This is a genomic window from Pseudomonas sp. TH39(2020), from assembly GCF_016650715.1.
Taxonomy (GTDB): Bacteria; Pseudomonadota; Gammaproteobacteria; order Pseudomonadales; family Pseudomonadaceae; genus Aquipseudomonas; species Aquipseudomonas mandelii_C.
In genome coordinates, this window is the sequence record NZ_JAEKFF010000007.1 from 1,650,146 (window position 1) to 1,664,454 (window position 14,309).

The 14,309-nt window shown below is 56.4% G+C and carries 14 protein-coding genes and 4 pseudogenes; 12 read left to right on the plus strand and 6 right to left on the minus strand.

The window, feature by feature from the left end:
- The first annotated feature begins 83 nt into the window (after positions 1-83).
- From JFU47_RS28185 to JFU47_RS28210, 6 genes are all read left to right on the plus strand, one after another.
- Positions 84-1,208, plus strand: coding sequence for an NAD(P)/FAD-dependent oxidoreductase (locus tag JFU47_RS28185; RefSeq protein ID WP_201187277.1), 1,125 nt, complete (start codon positions 84-86; stop codon positions 1,206-1,208).
- The gene (locus JFU47_RS28190) at positions 1,198-1,536 is read left to right on the plus strand and encodes a (2Fe-2S)-binding protein (RefSeq protein ID WP_201187279.1); all 339 of its coding nucleotides are present in this window, start codon (positions 1,198-1,200) and stop codon (positions 1,534-1,536) included. The genes JFU47_RS28185 and JFU47_RS28190 overlap by 11 nt, the downstream gene beginning before the upstream one ends.
- Positions 1,529-2,929 carry an NAD(P)/FAD-dependent oxidoreductase gene (locus JFU47_RS28195; protein WP_201187281.1) on the plus strand — a complete coding sequence of 467 codons (1,401 nt, stop codon included), beginning with the start codon at positions 1,529-1,531 and terminating at the stop codon, positions 2,927-2,929. Before JFU47_RS28190 ends, JFU47_RS28195 begins: the two co-directional genes overlap by 8 nt.
- A complete protein-coding gene (locus tag JFU47_RS28200; protein WP_201187283.1) occupies positions 2,926-3,279 on the plus strand; it encodes a RidA family protein in 354 nt (117 codons plus the stop codon). The genes JFU47_RS28195 and JFU47_RS28200 overlap by 4 nt, the downstream gene beginning before the upstream one ends.
- 161 nt (positions 3,280-3,440) lie before the next feature.
- Positions 3,441-4,223: an ABC transporter substrate-binding protein gene (locus JFU47_RS28205; protein WP_201187285.1), complete on the plus strand. Its 783-nt coding sequence runs from the start codon at positions 3,441-3,443 to the stop codon at positions 4,221-4,223.
- Positions 4,224-4,290: 67 nt separating this feature from the next.
- Positions 4,291-4,722, plus strand: coding sequence for a heme-binding protein (locus JFU47_RS28210; RefSeq protein ID WP_201187287.1), 432 nt, complete (start codon positions 4,291-4,293; stop codon positions 4,720-4,722).
- A 3-nt stretch (positions 4,723-4,725) separates the two neighbouring features.
- Here the strand turns inward: JFU47_RS28210 and JFU47_RS28215 are convergent, their stop codons facing one another.
- Positions 4,726-4,980: a UTRA domain-containing protein gene (locus JFU47_RS28215; protein WP_242485170.1), complete on the minus strand. Its 255-nt coding sequence runs from the start codon at positions 4,978-4,980 to the stop codon at positions 4,726-4,728.
- Positions 4,981-5,177: 197 nt separating this feature from the next.
- Positions 5,178-6,074: a LysR family transcriptional regulator gene (locus tag JFU47_RS28220; protein ID WP_201187289.1), complete on the minus strand. Its 897-nt coding sequence runs from the start codon at positions 6,072-6,074 to the stop codon at positions 5,178-5,180.
- 162 nt (positions 6,075-6,236) lie between these two features.
- Between JFU47_RS28220 and JFU47_RS28225 the strand changes: the two genes are divergently transcribed.
- The gene (locus JFU47_RS28225; RefSeq protein WP_201187291.1) at positions 6,237-7,430 is read left to right on the plus strand and encodes an MFS transporter; all 1,194 of its coding nucleotides are present in this window, start codon (positions 6,237-6,239) and stop codon (positions 7,428-7,430) included.
- Positions 7,431-7,520: 90 nt separating this feature from the next.
- Complete coding sequence (locus tag JFU47_RS28230; RefSeq protein ID WP_201187293.1) at positions 7,521-8,537, plus strand: alpha/beta hydrolase; 1,017 nt, start codon at positions 7,521-7,523, stop codon at positions 8,535-8,537.
- A gap of 285 nt (positions 8,538-8,822) precedes the next feature.
- Here JFU47_RS28230 and JFU47_RS28235 read toward each other — a convergent pair.
- Both JFU47_RS28235 and JFU47_RS33185 read right to left on the minus strand, forming a co-directional pair.
- A pseudogene (locus JFU47_RS28235) lies at positions 8,823-9,884 on the minus strand (integrase arm-type DNA-binding domain-containing protein).
- 219 nt (positions 9,885-10,103) lie between these two features.
- Positions 10,104-10,285, minus strand: a pseudogene (locus JFU47_RS33185) (hypothetical protein); the annotation flags it as partial.
- A 114-nt stretch (positions 10,286-10,399) separates the two neighbouring features.
- Here JFU47_RS33185 and JFU47_RS28240 point away from each other — a divergent pair.
- Together JFU47_RS28240 and JFU47_RS28245 are read left to right on the plus strand one after the other, a co-directional pair.
- Complete coding sequence (locus JFU47_RS28240) at positions 10,400-11,089, plus strand: SGNH/GDSL hydrolase family protein (RefSeq protein ID WP_201187295.1); 690 nt, start codon at positions 10,400-10,402, stop codon at positions 11,087-11,089.
- A 371-nt stretch (positions 11,090-11,460) separates the two neighbouring features.
- Positions 11,461-11,676: a hypothetical protein gene (locus tag JFU47_RS28245; protein ID WP_033053546.1), complete on the plus strand. Its 216-nt coding sequence runs from the start codon at positions 11,461-11,463 to the stop codon at positions 11,674-11,676.
- 52 nt (positions 11,677-11,728) lie between these two features.
- Here the strand turns inward: JFU47_RS28245 and JFU47_RS28250 are convergent, their stop codons facing one another.
- Both JFU47_RS28250 and JFU47_RS28255 read right to left on the minus strand, forming a co-directional pair.
- Positions 11,729-12,373, minus strand: a complete 645-nt coding sequence (locus JFU47_RS28250; RefSeq protein ID WP_242485185.1) for a glutathione S-transferase C-terminal domain-containing protein — start codon at positions 12,371-12,373, stop codon at positions 11,729-11,731.
- Entirely contained in the window at positions 12,373-12,657 is a 285-nt protein-coding gene (locus JFU47_RS28255) for a hypothetical protein (RefSeq protein ID WP_201187297.1), read from the minus strand. The genes JFU47_RS28250 and JFU47_RS28255 overlap by 1 nt, the downstream gene beginning before the upstream one ends.
- A 342-nt stretch (positions 12,658-12,999) precedes the next feature.
- Here JFU47_RS28255 and JFU47_RS28260 point away from each other — a divergent pair.
- Positions 13,000-13,881 (plus strand): annotated as a pseudogene (locus JFU47_RS28260) (thiolase family protein).
- A 26-nt stretch (positions 13,882-13,907) separates the two neighbouring features.
- Positions 13,908-14,309, plus strand: a pseudogene (locus JFU47_RS33190) (hypothetical protein); the annotation flags it as partial.

The following is a 14,309-nucleotide window of genomic DNA, read 5'->3' on the forward strand; positions in this document are numbered from 1 at the left end:
GGATCTTCTAAATCAAGATAATCCAGGTGTAGTGCCTGCGCTGCAGGTGATTCCTCAGCGTTGAGAGAGCGATCGCGGGACTTATGCAAAAAACTGATGTCATTGTCGTTGGCGGTGGTTTGGTGGGGCTGTCCATTGCTTATGGGCTGGCCATGCTCGGTCGCCAGGTCAGCGTCCTGGATGAGGGTGATGACGCCTTTCGGGCTGCGCGCGGCAACTTCGGCCTGTTGTGGGTTCAGGGCAAGGGTTTTGGGATGAGCCCCTATGCGCAATGGACTCGCGAATCGGTGGTGATGTGGCCGCGGTTCGCCGCCTCTTTGCAGGCCGACACCGGCATCGACATCCATCTGCGCCAACCAGGCGGATTCCAGCTGTGTTTGAGTGACGATGAGATGGCCGAAGAAAGCCGCCGACTGCTCTGGCTGCGCGAAGCCATGGACGGTGATTATCCGTTCGAACTGCTGGATCTGGCACAACTGCGTGCCCGCTTGCCGGGCGTTGGGCCGACTGTAGTGGGGGGCTGTTACTCGCCCATGGACGGTCACGTCAATCCGTTGAAGTTGTTGCGCGCGCTGTACGCCGCCTGCCGGATGCGCGGGGTCACGATCATCAATGGTCACCGGGTCAGCACCATTGGCCAGCGAGCCTCGGGCTTCGAACTGCGCGCCGGTGAGCAGCGCTGGTACGCCGAACAGGTCGTACTGGCTGCCGGACTCGGTAATCGCGAACTGGGCGCGGCGTTGGGCATTGATGTGCCGGTGAGTCCCAATCGTGGGCAGATTCTGGTCACCGAGCGACTCAAACCTTTTCTGCATTACCCCACCACGTACGTGCGCCAGACCGACGAAGGCACGGTGCAGTTGGGCGACTCCCATGAGTCGGTGGGTTTCGACGACGGCACTGGCAGTGAAGTGATGGCCAGCATCGCCCGGCGTGCCGTGCAGTGTTTTCCGCAGTTGGGACAGGTGCGGCTGGTTCGTGTATGGGGTGCGCTGCGGGTGCTGAGCGCCGACGGTTTTCCCATCTATGAAGCGTCTCAGAGCTGCCCTGGAGCGGTTGTGGTCAGCTGCCACAGCGGCGTGACGCTGGCGGCGATCCACGCGTTGCGCCTGGCGCCATGGATTGGCGGTGAGTTCGACGATCCGGCTGTGGAGCCTTTCAGTCTGCGGCGTTTCAGTCTCAAACGTGAGGTGCGCCATGCCGGCTGACAGCTTGTTTCGGGGCTTAGGCGCGGCGGAAAACACCGTGCAAATCGAATTCGAAGGCGCGTCATTAAGGGTGCCTGCCGGTGTTTCGCTGGCTGCCGCGTTGCTGGTCAGCGGCATCACTCATACCCGCGAAAGTGCTGTCAGCGGCAGGCCCGGCGCGCCCTATTGCATGATGGGTGTGTGCTTCGAATGCCTGGTCGAGGTGGACGGGCAAGCCAATTGTCAGGCGTGCCTGCTGCCGGTTCGAGGGGGCATGCGTGTTCTCAGGCAGCGCGGCGCTCGTGATTTCCTGGTCTGTGACCACGACGAGGAGGGCAATGATGAATAATCAAACGGTCGACCTGATTGTGATCGGCGCCGGCCCTGCGGGAATGAGCGCGGCCCTTGAGGCCACGCGACATGGGCTCTCTGTTGTTGTGCTGGATGAACAGGGCAGCCCCGGGGGGCAAATTTATCGCAACGTCCTGCAGGTCGATGCGCGCAGCCGCACCGTATTGGGCGATGACTATGAGGCGGGCGCGGGGCTCGCCGCGCAGTTCCTCCAGTGCGGTGCCCGTTACCTGGCCAACGCTGCGATCTGGCAAGTGACGCCGCAGCGTCAAGTGCATTACCTGATTGATGACCGTGCCGAAATCTTGCAGGGGCGTCATGTCTTGATCGCCACCGGTGCGTTCGAACGACCGATGCCCATCCCTGGCTGGACCCTGCCCGGCGTCATGACCGCCGGGGCAGGGCAGATCTTGCTTAAAAGCGCAGCGATGGTGCCGGACGGGCCAGTGGTGTTGGCCGGCTGCGGGCCCTTGTTGTACCTGCTTGCGGTGCAATACCTGCGTGCCGGCATTGCGATCGAAGCGCTGGTGGACACCAGTGGTCCGGGCGATCTGCTGCGCGCCTGGCGCAAAGTCCCTGGCGCATTGCGTGGCTGGCGTGACTTGCTCAAGGGCCTGCATTTACTGGTCGAATTGAAACGCGCCGGGGTCAGGCATTTTCGTGGTGCTCGGGATTTACGTATCGACGGCGCGACACAGGTCAGCGCTCTGAGCTTCGACAGTAACGGTCGTCGCTGGACAATTCCCGCCTCGCTGATTTTGCTGCATCAAGGCGTTGTGCCCAACACCCAGATCAGTTGGTCGTTACGCGTCGAACATGACTGGTGCGAACAACAATTGTGCTGGGTCGTGCGCCGCGACAGTTGGGGTGAAACCAGCCTGCCGGGAATGTTTGTCGCCGGTGACGGTGGTGCCATCGGCGGTGCTCAGGTAGCGCTGCTCGAAGGCCGTTTGGCCGGGCTGGCGATTGCCGCAAGGTCGAGAAAAGTTGAGCCGCAACAGTTGCAACAACTCGCCGCCCCTTATCGAAAAGTCCTGTGTCGCCAACGTGCTGCGCGGCCGCTGATCGATGCGTTGTATCGCCCGCAACAGCAAAACCGCATTCCCGCCGACGAGGTCATTGTCTGTCGTTGCGAAGACGTCAGCGCCGGTGCGATTCGCCACTACGTCGAGCTCGGTTGCCTGGGACCCAATCAGACCAAGGCTTTCGGTCGGTGCGGCATGGGGCCTTGCCAGGGCCGTTTGTGTGGTTTGAGCGTCACCGAAATCATTGCCGAGCATCGCCAGGTATCTGCCGCAGAGGTCGGCTACTACCGCATCCGGTCGCCGCTAAAACCCATCACCCTTGCCCAATTGTCCACTGAGACACCTCACACCCAGGAGCACTTATGAGCCGTATTCAACGCATCGAAAGCAACCCACGCCTGAGCCGCAGTGTCGTGCATAACGGCGTGGCCTGGCTCAGCGGCATCGTTGCTGCCGATTTCAGCCAGGACATTCGTGGTCAGACGCTCCAGGTTTTGCAACGAGTGGACGAGTTGTTGGCTGCTTCTGGCAGTGACAAGAGCCGTCTGCTCAGCGTGCAGATCTGGATGAAAGACATGGGTGCCGATTTCGCCGGCATGAATGAAACCTGGAGCGCCTGGGTCGATGCCGGGCAAACACCGGCACGGGCAACGGCTCAAGTGATGTTCGATGACCCGCAGATCCTGTTGGAGTTGATTGTCACCGCCGCCGTCTGAGCCTCTCCGTTGTAATCGTTGTGCCGGGTGAAGCCTTGCGCAACGCCAGAGTAGTCGGCCGACAGAGCCGCCATCTCAGCTTGTTCACATTGCTGCTGCCATAACGGACGCCTTCTTTTGCGGAGCGCCCGACATAAACAACATCGCATCTGGAGCTATGAATGAACGTAAAAAACACGGTATTGAACGTCGGCCTCATCTCGCTGCTAGTGTTTGGCGCCAACCTGCACGCGGCGGAGCAACCTCTGCGTCTGGGCATCGAAGCGGCTTACCCTCCGTTCGCTTCGAAGACACCCGATAACACCATCGTGGGTTTTGACTACGACATCGGTCAGGCGCTGTGTGCCGAGATGAAAGTCCAATGCCAGTGGCAAGAGCAGGAGTTCGACGGATTGATTCCGGCGCTAAAAGTGAAGAAAGTCGATGCAGTGATTTCTTCGGTATCGATCACCCCTGAGCGGCTGAAGTCGGTCGATTTCACCGACCGCTATTACCGCATTCCGGCGCGTCTGGTGTTCAAAAAGGGTAGCGGCATCAGCGACATTCCAGCTCAGCTCAAAGGCCAGCGGATCGGCGTGCAGCGGGCAACCAACTTCGATCGCTACGTCACCGAGAAATTCGCCCCGGCCGGTGCCGAAGTGGTTCGCTACGGCTCGCAGAATGAAGTGTTCCTCGACCTGTTAGGCGGGCGACTCGATGCAACCATGGCCAGTTCGGTGGTGATCGATGAAAGCCTGCTGAAAAGACCGGAAGGACGCGACTATGAGTTCGTCGGCCCGAGTTTTGCCGAAGAGCAATTCTTCGGTACCGGTATCGGTATTGCAGTGCGCAAGAACGATCCGCTGGCAGGTCGTTTCAATCAGGCATTGGCGACGATTCGTGCCAATGGCACCTACGACAAAATTCGCCAGAAGTATTTCGACTTCGATATCTACGGCGAGTAATGACCGGGCGTTCATTCGGCGCGCATGCTTGAGCATGCGGCCGTTCTCTTCATTGATCGGAGTAGAGATGCAAACCAAGGCGTTACTGAGCGAGCAAAACGTTTCGCAAATGCTGTCGGCGGCAAAAGACCTGGCCCAAAGCCGCAACTGGCCTGTGGCGATTTGCGTCGTCGATGACGGAGGTCATCCGCTGGGGCTGCTACGTCTGGATCATACGGCGCCGATTGCGGGTTACATCGCCACGGAAAAAGCACGTACAGCGGCGCTCGGTCGTCGCGATAGCAAGGCTTATGAAGACATGATCAATGGCGGGCGTCAGGCATTTCTAAGTGCCCCCAACCTGCACGGCATGCTCGAAGGGGGTGTGGCCATCTGGCACGAAGGCCACTGCATTGGCGCAATCGGTGTGTCCGGCGTCAAGGCTGAGCAGGATGCCGAACTGGCCCGGTTGGCGGTTGACGCCATGTTGCGTCGCTTCCAGACGAATCCGGCGCCATAAATTTCAGGTCGTCCCTGAATAACAGGTTTCCATCACGATCGACAGTGCGTCGGGGCGCCAGAATTCCTGGTCGAACTCCACCGCCTGGTTCTCTTCGCCGAAGTTCAGGCGCTCCAGGTAGACGCTGGTCGAGCCAGGGGAAAGTTGCAGCAGTTCCGCCTGATCCTCGTTGACGGTGCCGATGTGCATCTCCAGCTCGCAGCGTGATTGCACCCGCGAAAAGCGCTCACGCAAGACGCGCGTCAGGGAGGTGTTCAAGTCAGCGTCGAGCAAGAAGCATTAAATGGCAAGAATGTTGAGTGGCTGGAAAAGGTCACCGATGAACAATATCAGGTTGGTCCAGGCGCAAGCGTTGTCCCGCCTCACAACCATTGACAACTTGAGGGCTGGCCGTAAGAAACGTGTTGTGGGTTCCGCCTACCAGCGGGACTTCCGGTCACTATCGTCGGCCAGGTTCATTTGCCCCGATACCTCACCGCATCCACGAACGCGGTGAAGGCGGATGATGCTTGTCGCCGGTTCGGGTAATAAAGGTGGAAGCCCTGGAAGTAGGGGCACCACTCCGGCATCACTTCTTGTAGCCTGCCATCAGCGAGATAAGGCTTTGCCATGAAGTCGGGAACATAGGCCAGCCCTATACCGTCGAGGGCACCGTTGACGACATGAATCATGCTGTTGGCGGTCAGTTGGCCGGTCACACGAATATTGAGCTTCCGGTCACCATTCTCGAATTCCCACGCATAGCACCCGCCATCCATCGTGTGACGGATGTTAATGCAATTATGCTGGGTTAAATCCTGCGGGATGACGGGAGCTGCGTGGCGAGCGAAGTATGCCGGTGCTCCCACCACAACCAAGCGCCAGTCCGGACTGACTCGAACAGCGATCATGTCTTTGCTGATCGATTCGCCCAAGCGTATGCCTGCATCGAAACGGTCGGTCACGATATTGGTGAAGCCGTAGTCGATGCTGATTTCCACAGTGACGTCGGGGTACTGTTCAAGAAACCCTGTAAGCATTGGCCTGATGATGCTTTCAGCTGCATCGTCCGAGCAAGTCACTCGAATCCTTCCCGCTGGCTTATCTCGCAGCTCACCGAGCATTTCGACTTCGGCAGTGATCTGGTCGAACAGCGGCCCAATCGAGAGCATCAACTTTTCGCCTGCTTCGGTCGGCGCCACGTTTCTCGTAGTTCGCGCAAGCAGGCGCACACCCAAACGCGCCTCCAGCCCTCTGATGGTGTGACTCAGGGCTGAGGGTGTGACGCCCAACTTTGCAGCAGCCTTCGTGAAACTTTGATCACGGGCAACAGCGAGAAAGGCTTGCAGATCGTTGATCTTGGGCGCGCTCATTACTGATTTTTTCTCATTACTGCATGAAAATTATGGTGGCTAATCACGGTAATGGTTTCACCTTAAGCTGTCATTCAAATTCGGAACCCACCTGTCACCCACTGAAGCCGCACGGTCCACACCCTAGCTGAAGTGGATGCAGATCCATCAGGTAAAAGATATATGAGCACATTTGATGCCACGCTTGGGCGAGCAACAGCCGCTTCACATCCACCCGCATGGGGCGCCGTTTTTTCAATGGCGCTGTGCGTTGTTGTTCTGATCGCCTCAGAGTTCATGCCAGTCAGCCTCCTTACACCAATTGCTCAGGATCTTGGTATCAGCCAAGGCCAGGCTGGCCAAGCTATTTCGATCTCGGGTTTTTTCGCAGTACTCACCAGTTTGCTGAACACACCACTGACAGGACGATTTGATCGGAAAAAGGTACTGCTCGGCTTCAGTCTGCTTCTGACAGTCTCGGGGTTAATCGTCACCTTTGCGCACAACGGATTGATGTTCATGACCGGGCGGGCGTTGTTGGGGGTAGCCATCGGTGGCTTCTGGTCGATGTCCACAGCAACAGTCATGAAGCTCGTCCCTAAAAATTCCGTCGCGAAGGGATTAGCGCTCATCAACGGCGGCAACGCATTAGCCGCTACCGTTGTTGCTCCGTTGGGCAGTTTCCTGGGTCAATACATTGGATGGAGAGGTTCCTTTTTCCTGGTAGTTCCATTGGCAGTCCTGGCGTTTGCTTGGCAGTGGGCAAGTATTCCAGCTATGCGTAGCGAGTCTAGCGTCCGGTCCAGCAACCCGTTCCGACTGCTGGGTAACTCCCAGGTCGCAATTGGGATGCTCGCAATCATGCTGTTGTTCATGGGCCAGTTTGCCGTCTTCACCTACCTGCGCCCATTTCTTGAAACGGTCACGCAGGTGAGCGTGACCACTCTGTCTCTCATGTTGCTGCTACTGGGTGTTTTTGGGGTCATCGGCACCTACTTGATTGGGTCGCTCCTGCAACACCGCATGTATGCGTACCTGATCGGGATTCCGTTATCGATGGCACTGGTTGCAGCGGTTTTGATCGCCATGGGCAGTTCGACCTTGGCCGTCGGATTCCTGCTCGCCGCTTGGGGGCTGGTCGCTACGCCAGCACCGGTAGCGTGGGGTCTTTGGTTGAGCAAAACGCTGACAGATGATGCTGAGGCAGGCGGCGGCTTGATGGTAGCGACGATCCAGATGGCAATCACCTTAGGGGCAGGCTTGGGCGGATTTATGTTCGACGCCCTGGGCTGGTGGAGTCCATTTGCATTCGGTGTTGCTGCTCTAGCTGGCTCCGCAGCATTTGCCTGGGCCGCCCTTCGGAACGCTCACCCATAAAACAAACTGGGCATTTGAGTTTTACAGGTCTCTGGATATAGCGGCCTGGCTATTTGGTTATCTCTTGAATCGATATTAGAGGGACGCATCATGAAACATATCATTGCAGCGATGGCATTGGGCGCAAGCGTAGCCACCGGTGGCAGCTATGCGGCTGAAGAAGAAAAATGGGATAAAACCTTTCCGCGCAGCGATAAGGTGACTGTTGAGAAGGTCACCTTCAAAAACAGGATCAATCTCTCTGTCGTGGGCGACCTGTACCTGCCTAAAGGTCTGGATAAGACCCAGAAGCACGCAGCGATTATCGTAGGGCACCCGTTCGGCGGCGTGAAAGAACAGACAGCGGGTCTCTATGCGCAGCGTATGGCTGAGGAAGGGTTTGTTACCCTAGCTTTTGACGCCTCTTTTGGTGGTGAAAGCGGCGGTGAACCCCGCCACATTTCATCACCTGAAATCTACACCGAGGACTTTAGCGCTGCGGTCGACTTCATCGGCACTCGACCGTTTGTGAGCAAAGAGAAGATCGGTGTCATTGGTATCTGCGGCTTCGGTGGCTTTGCTGTCAGCGCAGGTCAGATTGACCCACGCATGAAAGCGATCGCTACTGTATCCATGTACGACATGGGCCGCGCTCGTCGCCAAGGCCTGGAGCCTAACGTCGACAAAGAACAGGTGGCAGCAACGTTGAAAGCCATTGGCGAGCAGCGCTGGGCTGAGTTTGAAGGCGGTACGATTAAGTACGATCCAGGCGTTCCTACTGCTCTGGATAAAGAATCCTACGAGGTCGAAAAGGAGTTCTTTGACTATTATCGTACGCCAAGGGGCCAGCATCCACGTGCCTCGACGGATATGTCGATGACCAGCACTGGACCGCTGCTGAATTTCTACCCTTTTGAGCATATCGCCAATATCTCCCCTCGACCGCTGCTGTTCATTGCAGGTGAACATGCTCATTCGCGGTTTTTCAGCGAGGAGGCCTACTCGCTCGCAGCTCAGCCCAAGGAGCTTTACATCGTTCCTGGTGCAGGACATGTCGATCTGTACGACAAGGTCAACCTCATTCCTTTCGATAAGTTGACAAGGTTCTTTGAGCAATACCTGGATTGATTCCGGGTTGAGGCAATTACCTTCAGGACTACGGGGACATCAACAGTAGATGCAACCAGACGGTTGGGATCAAAAATCCTGCCCACGTGGAGATGTCCTTCAGATTCATCCCGTGAACAATCTGCGGTCTAATGTTGGTGCACTTCGATGAAACCGTAATTGGAAATTTCAGGAAGGACCTCTTTTGGCCCATTTCTGCCGGTCATGACGGGGTGAGAGTCGACCTGAAGAAAACACGCGGCGATCTCTACGACGCTATGAGGAGGCAGCATTAAAGAAGCCGACTTATGAAGGAGGCAGTGATCTTGTCGCGGTGTATTCTGGAAAAAACATCATCGACTCGGTCGTTGAATGCTCGTAGGTTGAGGGCAAGACGGCACTGAGTCGATCACCCAACAGGTTCCAGGCGTGTTTCTTCTCTTCGGCGTAATCATGATGCAGGTAGTGACGTCTCACTCGAGAACCGGCCAGCACATGGTTTTGGCAGCGATCGATGACGTCCAGGCTGACGCCTAGGGCCTGCATCATGGTTGCGCCCGTGCGGCGCAGGCCATGCGGTGTCCAGTCATCGTTCTGGCCCCGTCGGCAAGGACCAGCGTATCGTCGTGACGCCGTCTTGAGAGGGCCTTGCGGTTTTTGAACCGGGCCTGGCGATCGCCGACCTGTTTACTCACTACCTTCACGTCCACATGCCCATCATCCTGCTTATTGGGGAAGCACCGCTGTGAGTCTCCCGTCAGGCTCTTGAGTTCCTGAAAGAAATGCAGGGCGAAGGATGAGAGGAAGACATGGTGGTCCTGTTTCTTGCCGCGAGAGCCTTTGACATTTTCACTGGGGAGGAGGGCGGATCAGCGCCCGAGTATCGTACTCGGACACACTGCTTACCGATGTTCTGCCAAGCGCTGGGTAACGGTCCTTGTTAATACACCGCTGCAATTCAGCATTGCCATCTTTCCGCGCCGCGCCATCCAACAGCCAGCCTTGGCCAGATCCTGGACGGTCAGCGTTTGCACCTTCGTCGTTTTTACTTGTTCGGCCTCTACGTTAGCAGCGGCGTATGCCTGTGCCTTGGCGGTTTTCTTCTGCTCGTTGGGATTGATCTGCTCATCGATGAGCGCCCGGGCCTGGTTGCGTGCCTTGCGGATGTCCGTCAGGGATTTGCGCGGCCAGGACTCCGCAGGAGTACTCTTTATTCTGATCGCCCCACCGATACCGATAGAAAAAGCTGACCGACACGCCGCCCTTACGGACTGAGATTCGACCGGCCAGATTGCCATCCTCCCTGAGGATTCGGCCGGCATCGTTGGCGGTCAGCGACTCGAGTTCTTTGATGGTGATTTTGGCCATGAAATGGACTCCCCCTACTTTTCCCCCCACAAAAACGTCGGCTCTTGATGGACGTTACTGGACTCTCGTAGAGCAGAACACCGCTGGAGCTCAAGTAAATACTAGCTTAGAAAAATCCAGAGTAAAATTTGAAAGCTTTCAAGAAGTAAGAAAAAGGAGATGGGGTGCTAGGGGTCGAGTGTTCGAATCACTCCGTCCCGACCATATTTCGTAAGGGGATCAAGCACTTAGCGGCTTGATCCCCTTTCTCGTTTCAGGCCTGCGCAAAACTACCCCGGTGATTTCGCTGATATTCAGGTCAGAAATTGCTTCGGACCAGACGATTTCTTGTTGTCCCGCTGGTAGTTTTTGGCCATGCCTTCGTTCGCATGTCCTGCAATTTTCTGCCCATCCTTTCCGGACAATGACCGAGACAATCTCGCCCACACCTTACGGGGTGAGGCCCAATGCCATCGGTGGACGCCTCAAGCTCACAGGTTCATCCTTGCTTCCTGTGAAAAGATCGGGACAGTTGAATGAATGGTTTGTGGTCCAAGGCTCTGTTTGCTGGAATGTTACTTTCGTTAAGCGCAGCCAGCTTTGCTGGTCAGGAAAGCGATCTCTATTCAAACCTTGATGCTGGCAAGGTGCAGACCGTCGTAGCTTATGGTACGAGCTTGACGGCCTTTGGCGCCTGGGTGCAGCAGCTTGGGGATGATCTGAATCAGCGTTACCCTGGACGTGCCACGATTATAAATAGTGGCAAGGGTTCGATGTGGTCGGGATGGGGTGTTGAAAATCTCGAAAGTCGAGTTATCTCCAAAAGCCCGGACACGGTGTTTATCGAATTCGCGATCAACGACGCTTTCCTTCCCAACAAAACCACTGTCGAACAAGCGCGGAAAAACCTCGAGCTAATGATTGACCGGCTCAAGGCTGCCAAGTCATCGACGGAGATCATTTTAATGGTGACGAATCCAGTAATTGGAGGCTCTGGAGTGCAGAGACCGAAGTTAAGGGATTACTTCCAGATGTACCGGGATGTCGCAAAAGCCAGGGGACTTCGTCTGATCGACAATTATCCAAGGTGGGAGGCGGTCTTGAAATCAAATCCCGACCTGTTTAATCAGTATGTTGCGGATGGATTGCACCCAAATGCTGATGGATATCGCGCAGTGGTGATCCCGTCATTGATTGAAAATTTGAGTGGCTCCTCGCCAAATTGACCCGAACATGGATGAAAAACCCGCTTCGGCGGGTTTTTTCGCCTGGAGACCTGGAGAAAAGCAGCAGTGTGACCCGTATCGCCAGAGCACACTGGATGACGATGTGCATCACCCAGCAGTACAAATTGTTAAATTGATATTTACTAATTCCAGAGAGCATGAAAACCACTCGTAGCTGCTCGTAGTGGCGATTCAATGGTGATAAATTCCGCGTTGTTAGCAAGATGTATGGGCGATTAGGGCGCGCCTATTCCTGGGCTCGGACGACGGCAACAGCTTCACCGAGCCTCAGAGCAGCACTTGTTCCGATGGGCGATGTATTCGCGCTAACAATTGAAAGACAGAGCAATGCCCTGCAGAAGGGTTACTGAATGCCGAAGAAAAAGCCGGAAAGTAAAGTAGCAGCGACGGCTACAGCTAATGAAATTGAGCACGCGATCCAAGCCCTGAACAGGATGGCTGAACGCCTTTGGGGAGATGGTCGAGAGATCGAGGCGAAAGCCCTCCTTGATGCCCTGGATTCTCTAAACAGGGCACTGGACCGGATCAGGATTGGCGAAAGCCGCAGGGTTGTGACTCTTCATTGAAGACCGCCATGGACTCATTGAAAGGAGTGACTCATACCCAGATGCATTTTTCTCAGTGTTTTGGCTCGTCTTGTTTCACCATAGCGCGCCATTCCTGGACGCTTGATCGCTCGTTCATTCTGGCATGCCATGCATGCAATGCTTCACATTCATCAGGTATAGGCAGTTTCACCAGCGAGGCGAAAATCATGTCGCCCAGCACTGCAATGTCGGCCATCGAAAATGCATTGCCCGCCACAAAAGGCCGATTTTCCAGGACGCTGTTGAAATAGTGCATCCCCCTTACGGCCTTATCCCGCATCCGCTCACCCCATTCAGGGTTTTGAGAAAGCTCGACATCCGGCCCAAGCCCCGGCGTTGCGTGATGGAAGTACGCGCTGACAGCGTCCAGAAATTCAATTTCCGCACGCTTGGTCATCATTTGGATGATGCCTTTCTCAGTGGGCGTTTTACCGGTAAGCACAGGGCTGTCATCCAGAACATCCAGGTACTGAGTGATAGCGGTGCACTCCGCGATGAGCGTACCGTCGGCCAACTCCAGGACGGGAAGTGTTCCGGAGTAGTTGGTGGCTAGAAACGCTGGTTTCTTGTGCTCGCCTGTCCATAAATTGACCGGTAGGGACTCCTTCCGACATAACTGGCTTAACGCGTCATGGTGGGCCGTTTCGGCGATCACCGCGTCTCGCGGATGCGGCATCAGCTCGCCGAACACCGCGCCACTCCCTTCCTGCGGTTGGACTTTTCCTCGAGTTGGATGGCGAAGTCCATGGCCTCTCGGTAGTTGAAACGGTAGGCCCAGGTCTTGCCAGTGTATCGCTCGATGACCTGGAAGATGCCGAGCTGCAGGGTCACCACCTGGAAGCGAACACCGCGGCGCGACTTCAGTCGATTGGCGCGCCGGAAGAAATCGATGCGTGCTGCGTTGGAGTGGACGAGCAGGGCGCCGAGCTCATCGATGCGCTGCAGAAAGGATGGATGCATGTCTGATCCTCGAAGTGGGGAGCATGTATTCGTAAGCACTCGTGCCGCTAGCTGCTTGTCTATGGATGCAGAGGTGGTTCTGACGGATAAATGTAGTCGTAAAAAAGCCACATCGAAACCTGACTCTTCTTTGTGCGATACACGGACTTCTTCGCGAACCCGAGGGTTTTCTCTCACAACCCTTGCTGGGCCTGTGCGCATCGACAGCCTGGATGGTGAAAGTCACCCTCCATATACAACCTGCTGCAAGGTCAGGGCGAAGGCGGTTGTCTAGTCCTGAAATAGGTTTACACCTGTTTCACCCTAACGCCCGATGTACCCACCGGGCGGCGCAAGGGTGGTTTGAGCCAGATTCACGCAGCCGATCTGGCGCCCACGTCTTGCGTGCGCTGGTCGAGCGCAACGACATCCCCGATGACGATGACGATGACGATGACGACGACGTGATCTTCGGCGGTGTCGACACCATCGGTCCGCTGGCCGGGGACATTGCCCGCACCTGTTGGTTGGCTGCCGGCCTGTCGCAGGCGGTACCCGGCACCACCATCGATCGCCAGTGCGGTTCTTTTCTGCAAGCGGTGCACTTTGCCGCCCAAGCGGTGATGAGCGGCACCCAGGATGTGGTCGTCGCTGGCGGCGTGTAAACCATGACCCATATTCCTATTTCCTCAGCCATGATCGCTGCCGAACCGCTGGGCTTCAGTGATTCGTTCAGCGGCTCAGAAGGTTGGGGCCGACGTTATGGCGCACAACCGCCGACTCAATTCCGTTCGGCGCAGATGATTACCGAGAAGTGGGGCTGTCCCGCGAACAACTGAAAGCCTATTCACTGGAGGTCCATCAGCGGGCTTTGCGGGCCATCGAGCATGGGCGTTTCAACCGGGAAATCGTGCCACTGGCCAGAGTCGTGCATGACGAAACGCCGCGCCAGACCAGCCTGGCGAAAATGGCCGCACTGGACGTGCTGTTTGGCTGCGACCGGGTGGAGATCAACGAAGCCTTCGCCTCGGTAGCTATGGCCTGGCTCAAGGAGACGGGTTATCCCCACGAACAGACTAACGTCTACGGCGGGGCGATTGCCCTCGGCCATCCGCTGGGCGCCACCGGTACCCGGTTGATGTGCACGCTATTGCATGAACTGGAGCGCCGCGGGGACGCTTCGGTTTGCAGACCATGTGCAAAGGTGGCGGCCAGGCCAGCGTGACGATTATCGAACGCTTGTAAGCGATGTATTTGAAGGGAGCAGGAACATGAAAATCTGTGAGAACCGCGTGGTGATCATCACCGGTGCTGGCGGTGGTCTGGGCCGGGCCTACGCCGCCGAGTGCGCTAAAGTGGTGGTCAACGATATCAATCGCGAAACTGCGCTGGCCGCGGTCGGCGAAATTCTCCGGCGGGGTGGGTCAGGCCGTAGGGCATCTGATGGCCTGGGCGGTACCAGCGGCAAAAAGTGTACGGTAGCTGATGGGGGCAGTCTTAGGGGGATCAAGCACTTGATGCGCGGCCCTGTTTCTCGTTTTGGGGCTGCGCAAAACTATACTAGGATTTCGGGATTTCCAATCCTTCTATATAGAAGGATTTGTTTTGCTCTCCTATATAGAGAAGAAACGGGCTGTTTTCCGGTGTTCGGCAAGTGTTTGATAGAAAAGCGC

Coding starts and splice junctions, on each gene's coding strand:
- JFU47_RS28185 (WP_201187277.1), top strand. CDS start 84: ATGCAAAAAACTGATGTCATTGTCGTTGGCGGTGGTTTGGTGGGGCTG.
- JFU47_RS28190 (WP_201187279.1), top strand. CDS start 1,198: ATGCCGGCTGACAGCTTGTTTCGGGGCTTAGGCGCGGCGGAAAACACC.
- JFU47_RS28195 (WP_201187281.1), top strand. CDS start 1,529: ATGAATAATCAAACGGTCGACCTGATTGTGATCGGCGCCGGCCCTGCG.
- JFU47_RS28200 (WP_201187283.1), top strand. CDS start 2,926: ATGAGCCGTATTCAACGCATCGAAAGCAACCCACGCCTGAGCCGCAGT.
- JFU47_RS28205 (WP_201187285.1), top strand. CDS start 3,441: ATGAACGTAAAAAACACGGTATTGAACGTCGGCCTCATCTCGCTGCTA.
- JFU47_RS28210 (WP_201187287.1), top strand. CDS start 4,291: ATGCAAACCAAGGCGTTACTGAGCGAGCAAAACGTTTCGCAAATGCTG.
- JFU47_RS28220 (WP_201187289.1), bottom strand. CDS start 6,074: ATGAGCGCGCCCAAGATCAACGATCTGCAAGCCTTTCTCGCTGTTGCC.
- JFU47_RS28225 (WP_201187291.1), top strand. CDS start 6,237: ATGAGCACATTTGATGCCACGCTTGGGCGAGCAACAGCCGCTTCACAT.
- JFU47_RS28230 (WP_201187293.1), top strand. CDS start 7,521: ATGAAACATATCATTGCAGCGATGGCATTGGGCGCAAGCGTAGCCACC.
- JFU47_RS28240 (WP_201187295.1), top strand. CDS start 10,400: ATGAATGGTTTGTGGTCCAAGGCTCTGTTTGCTGGAATGTTACTTTCG.
- JFU47_RS28245 (WP_033053546.1), top strand. CDS start 11,461: ATGCCGAAGAAAAAGCCGGAAAGTAAAGTAGCAGCGACGGCTACAGCT.
- JFU47_RS28250 (WP_242485185.1), bottom strand. CDS start 12,373: ATGCCGCATCCGCGAGACGCGGTGATCGCCGAAACGGCCCACCATGAC.
- JFU47_RS28255 (WP_201187297.1), bottom strand. CDS start 12,657: ATGCATCCATCCTTTCTGCAGCGCATCGATGAGCTCGGCGCCCTGCTC.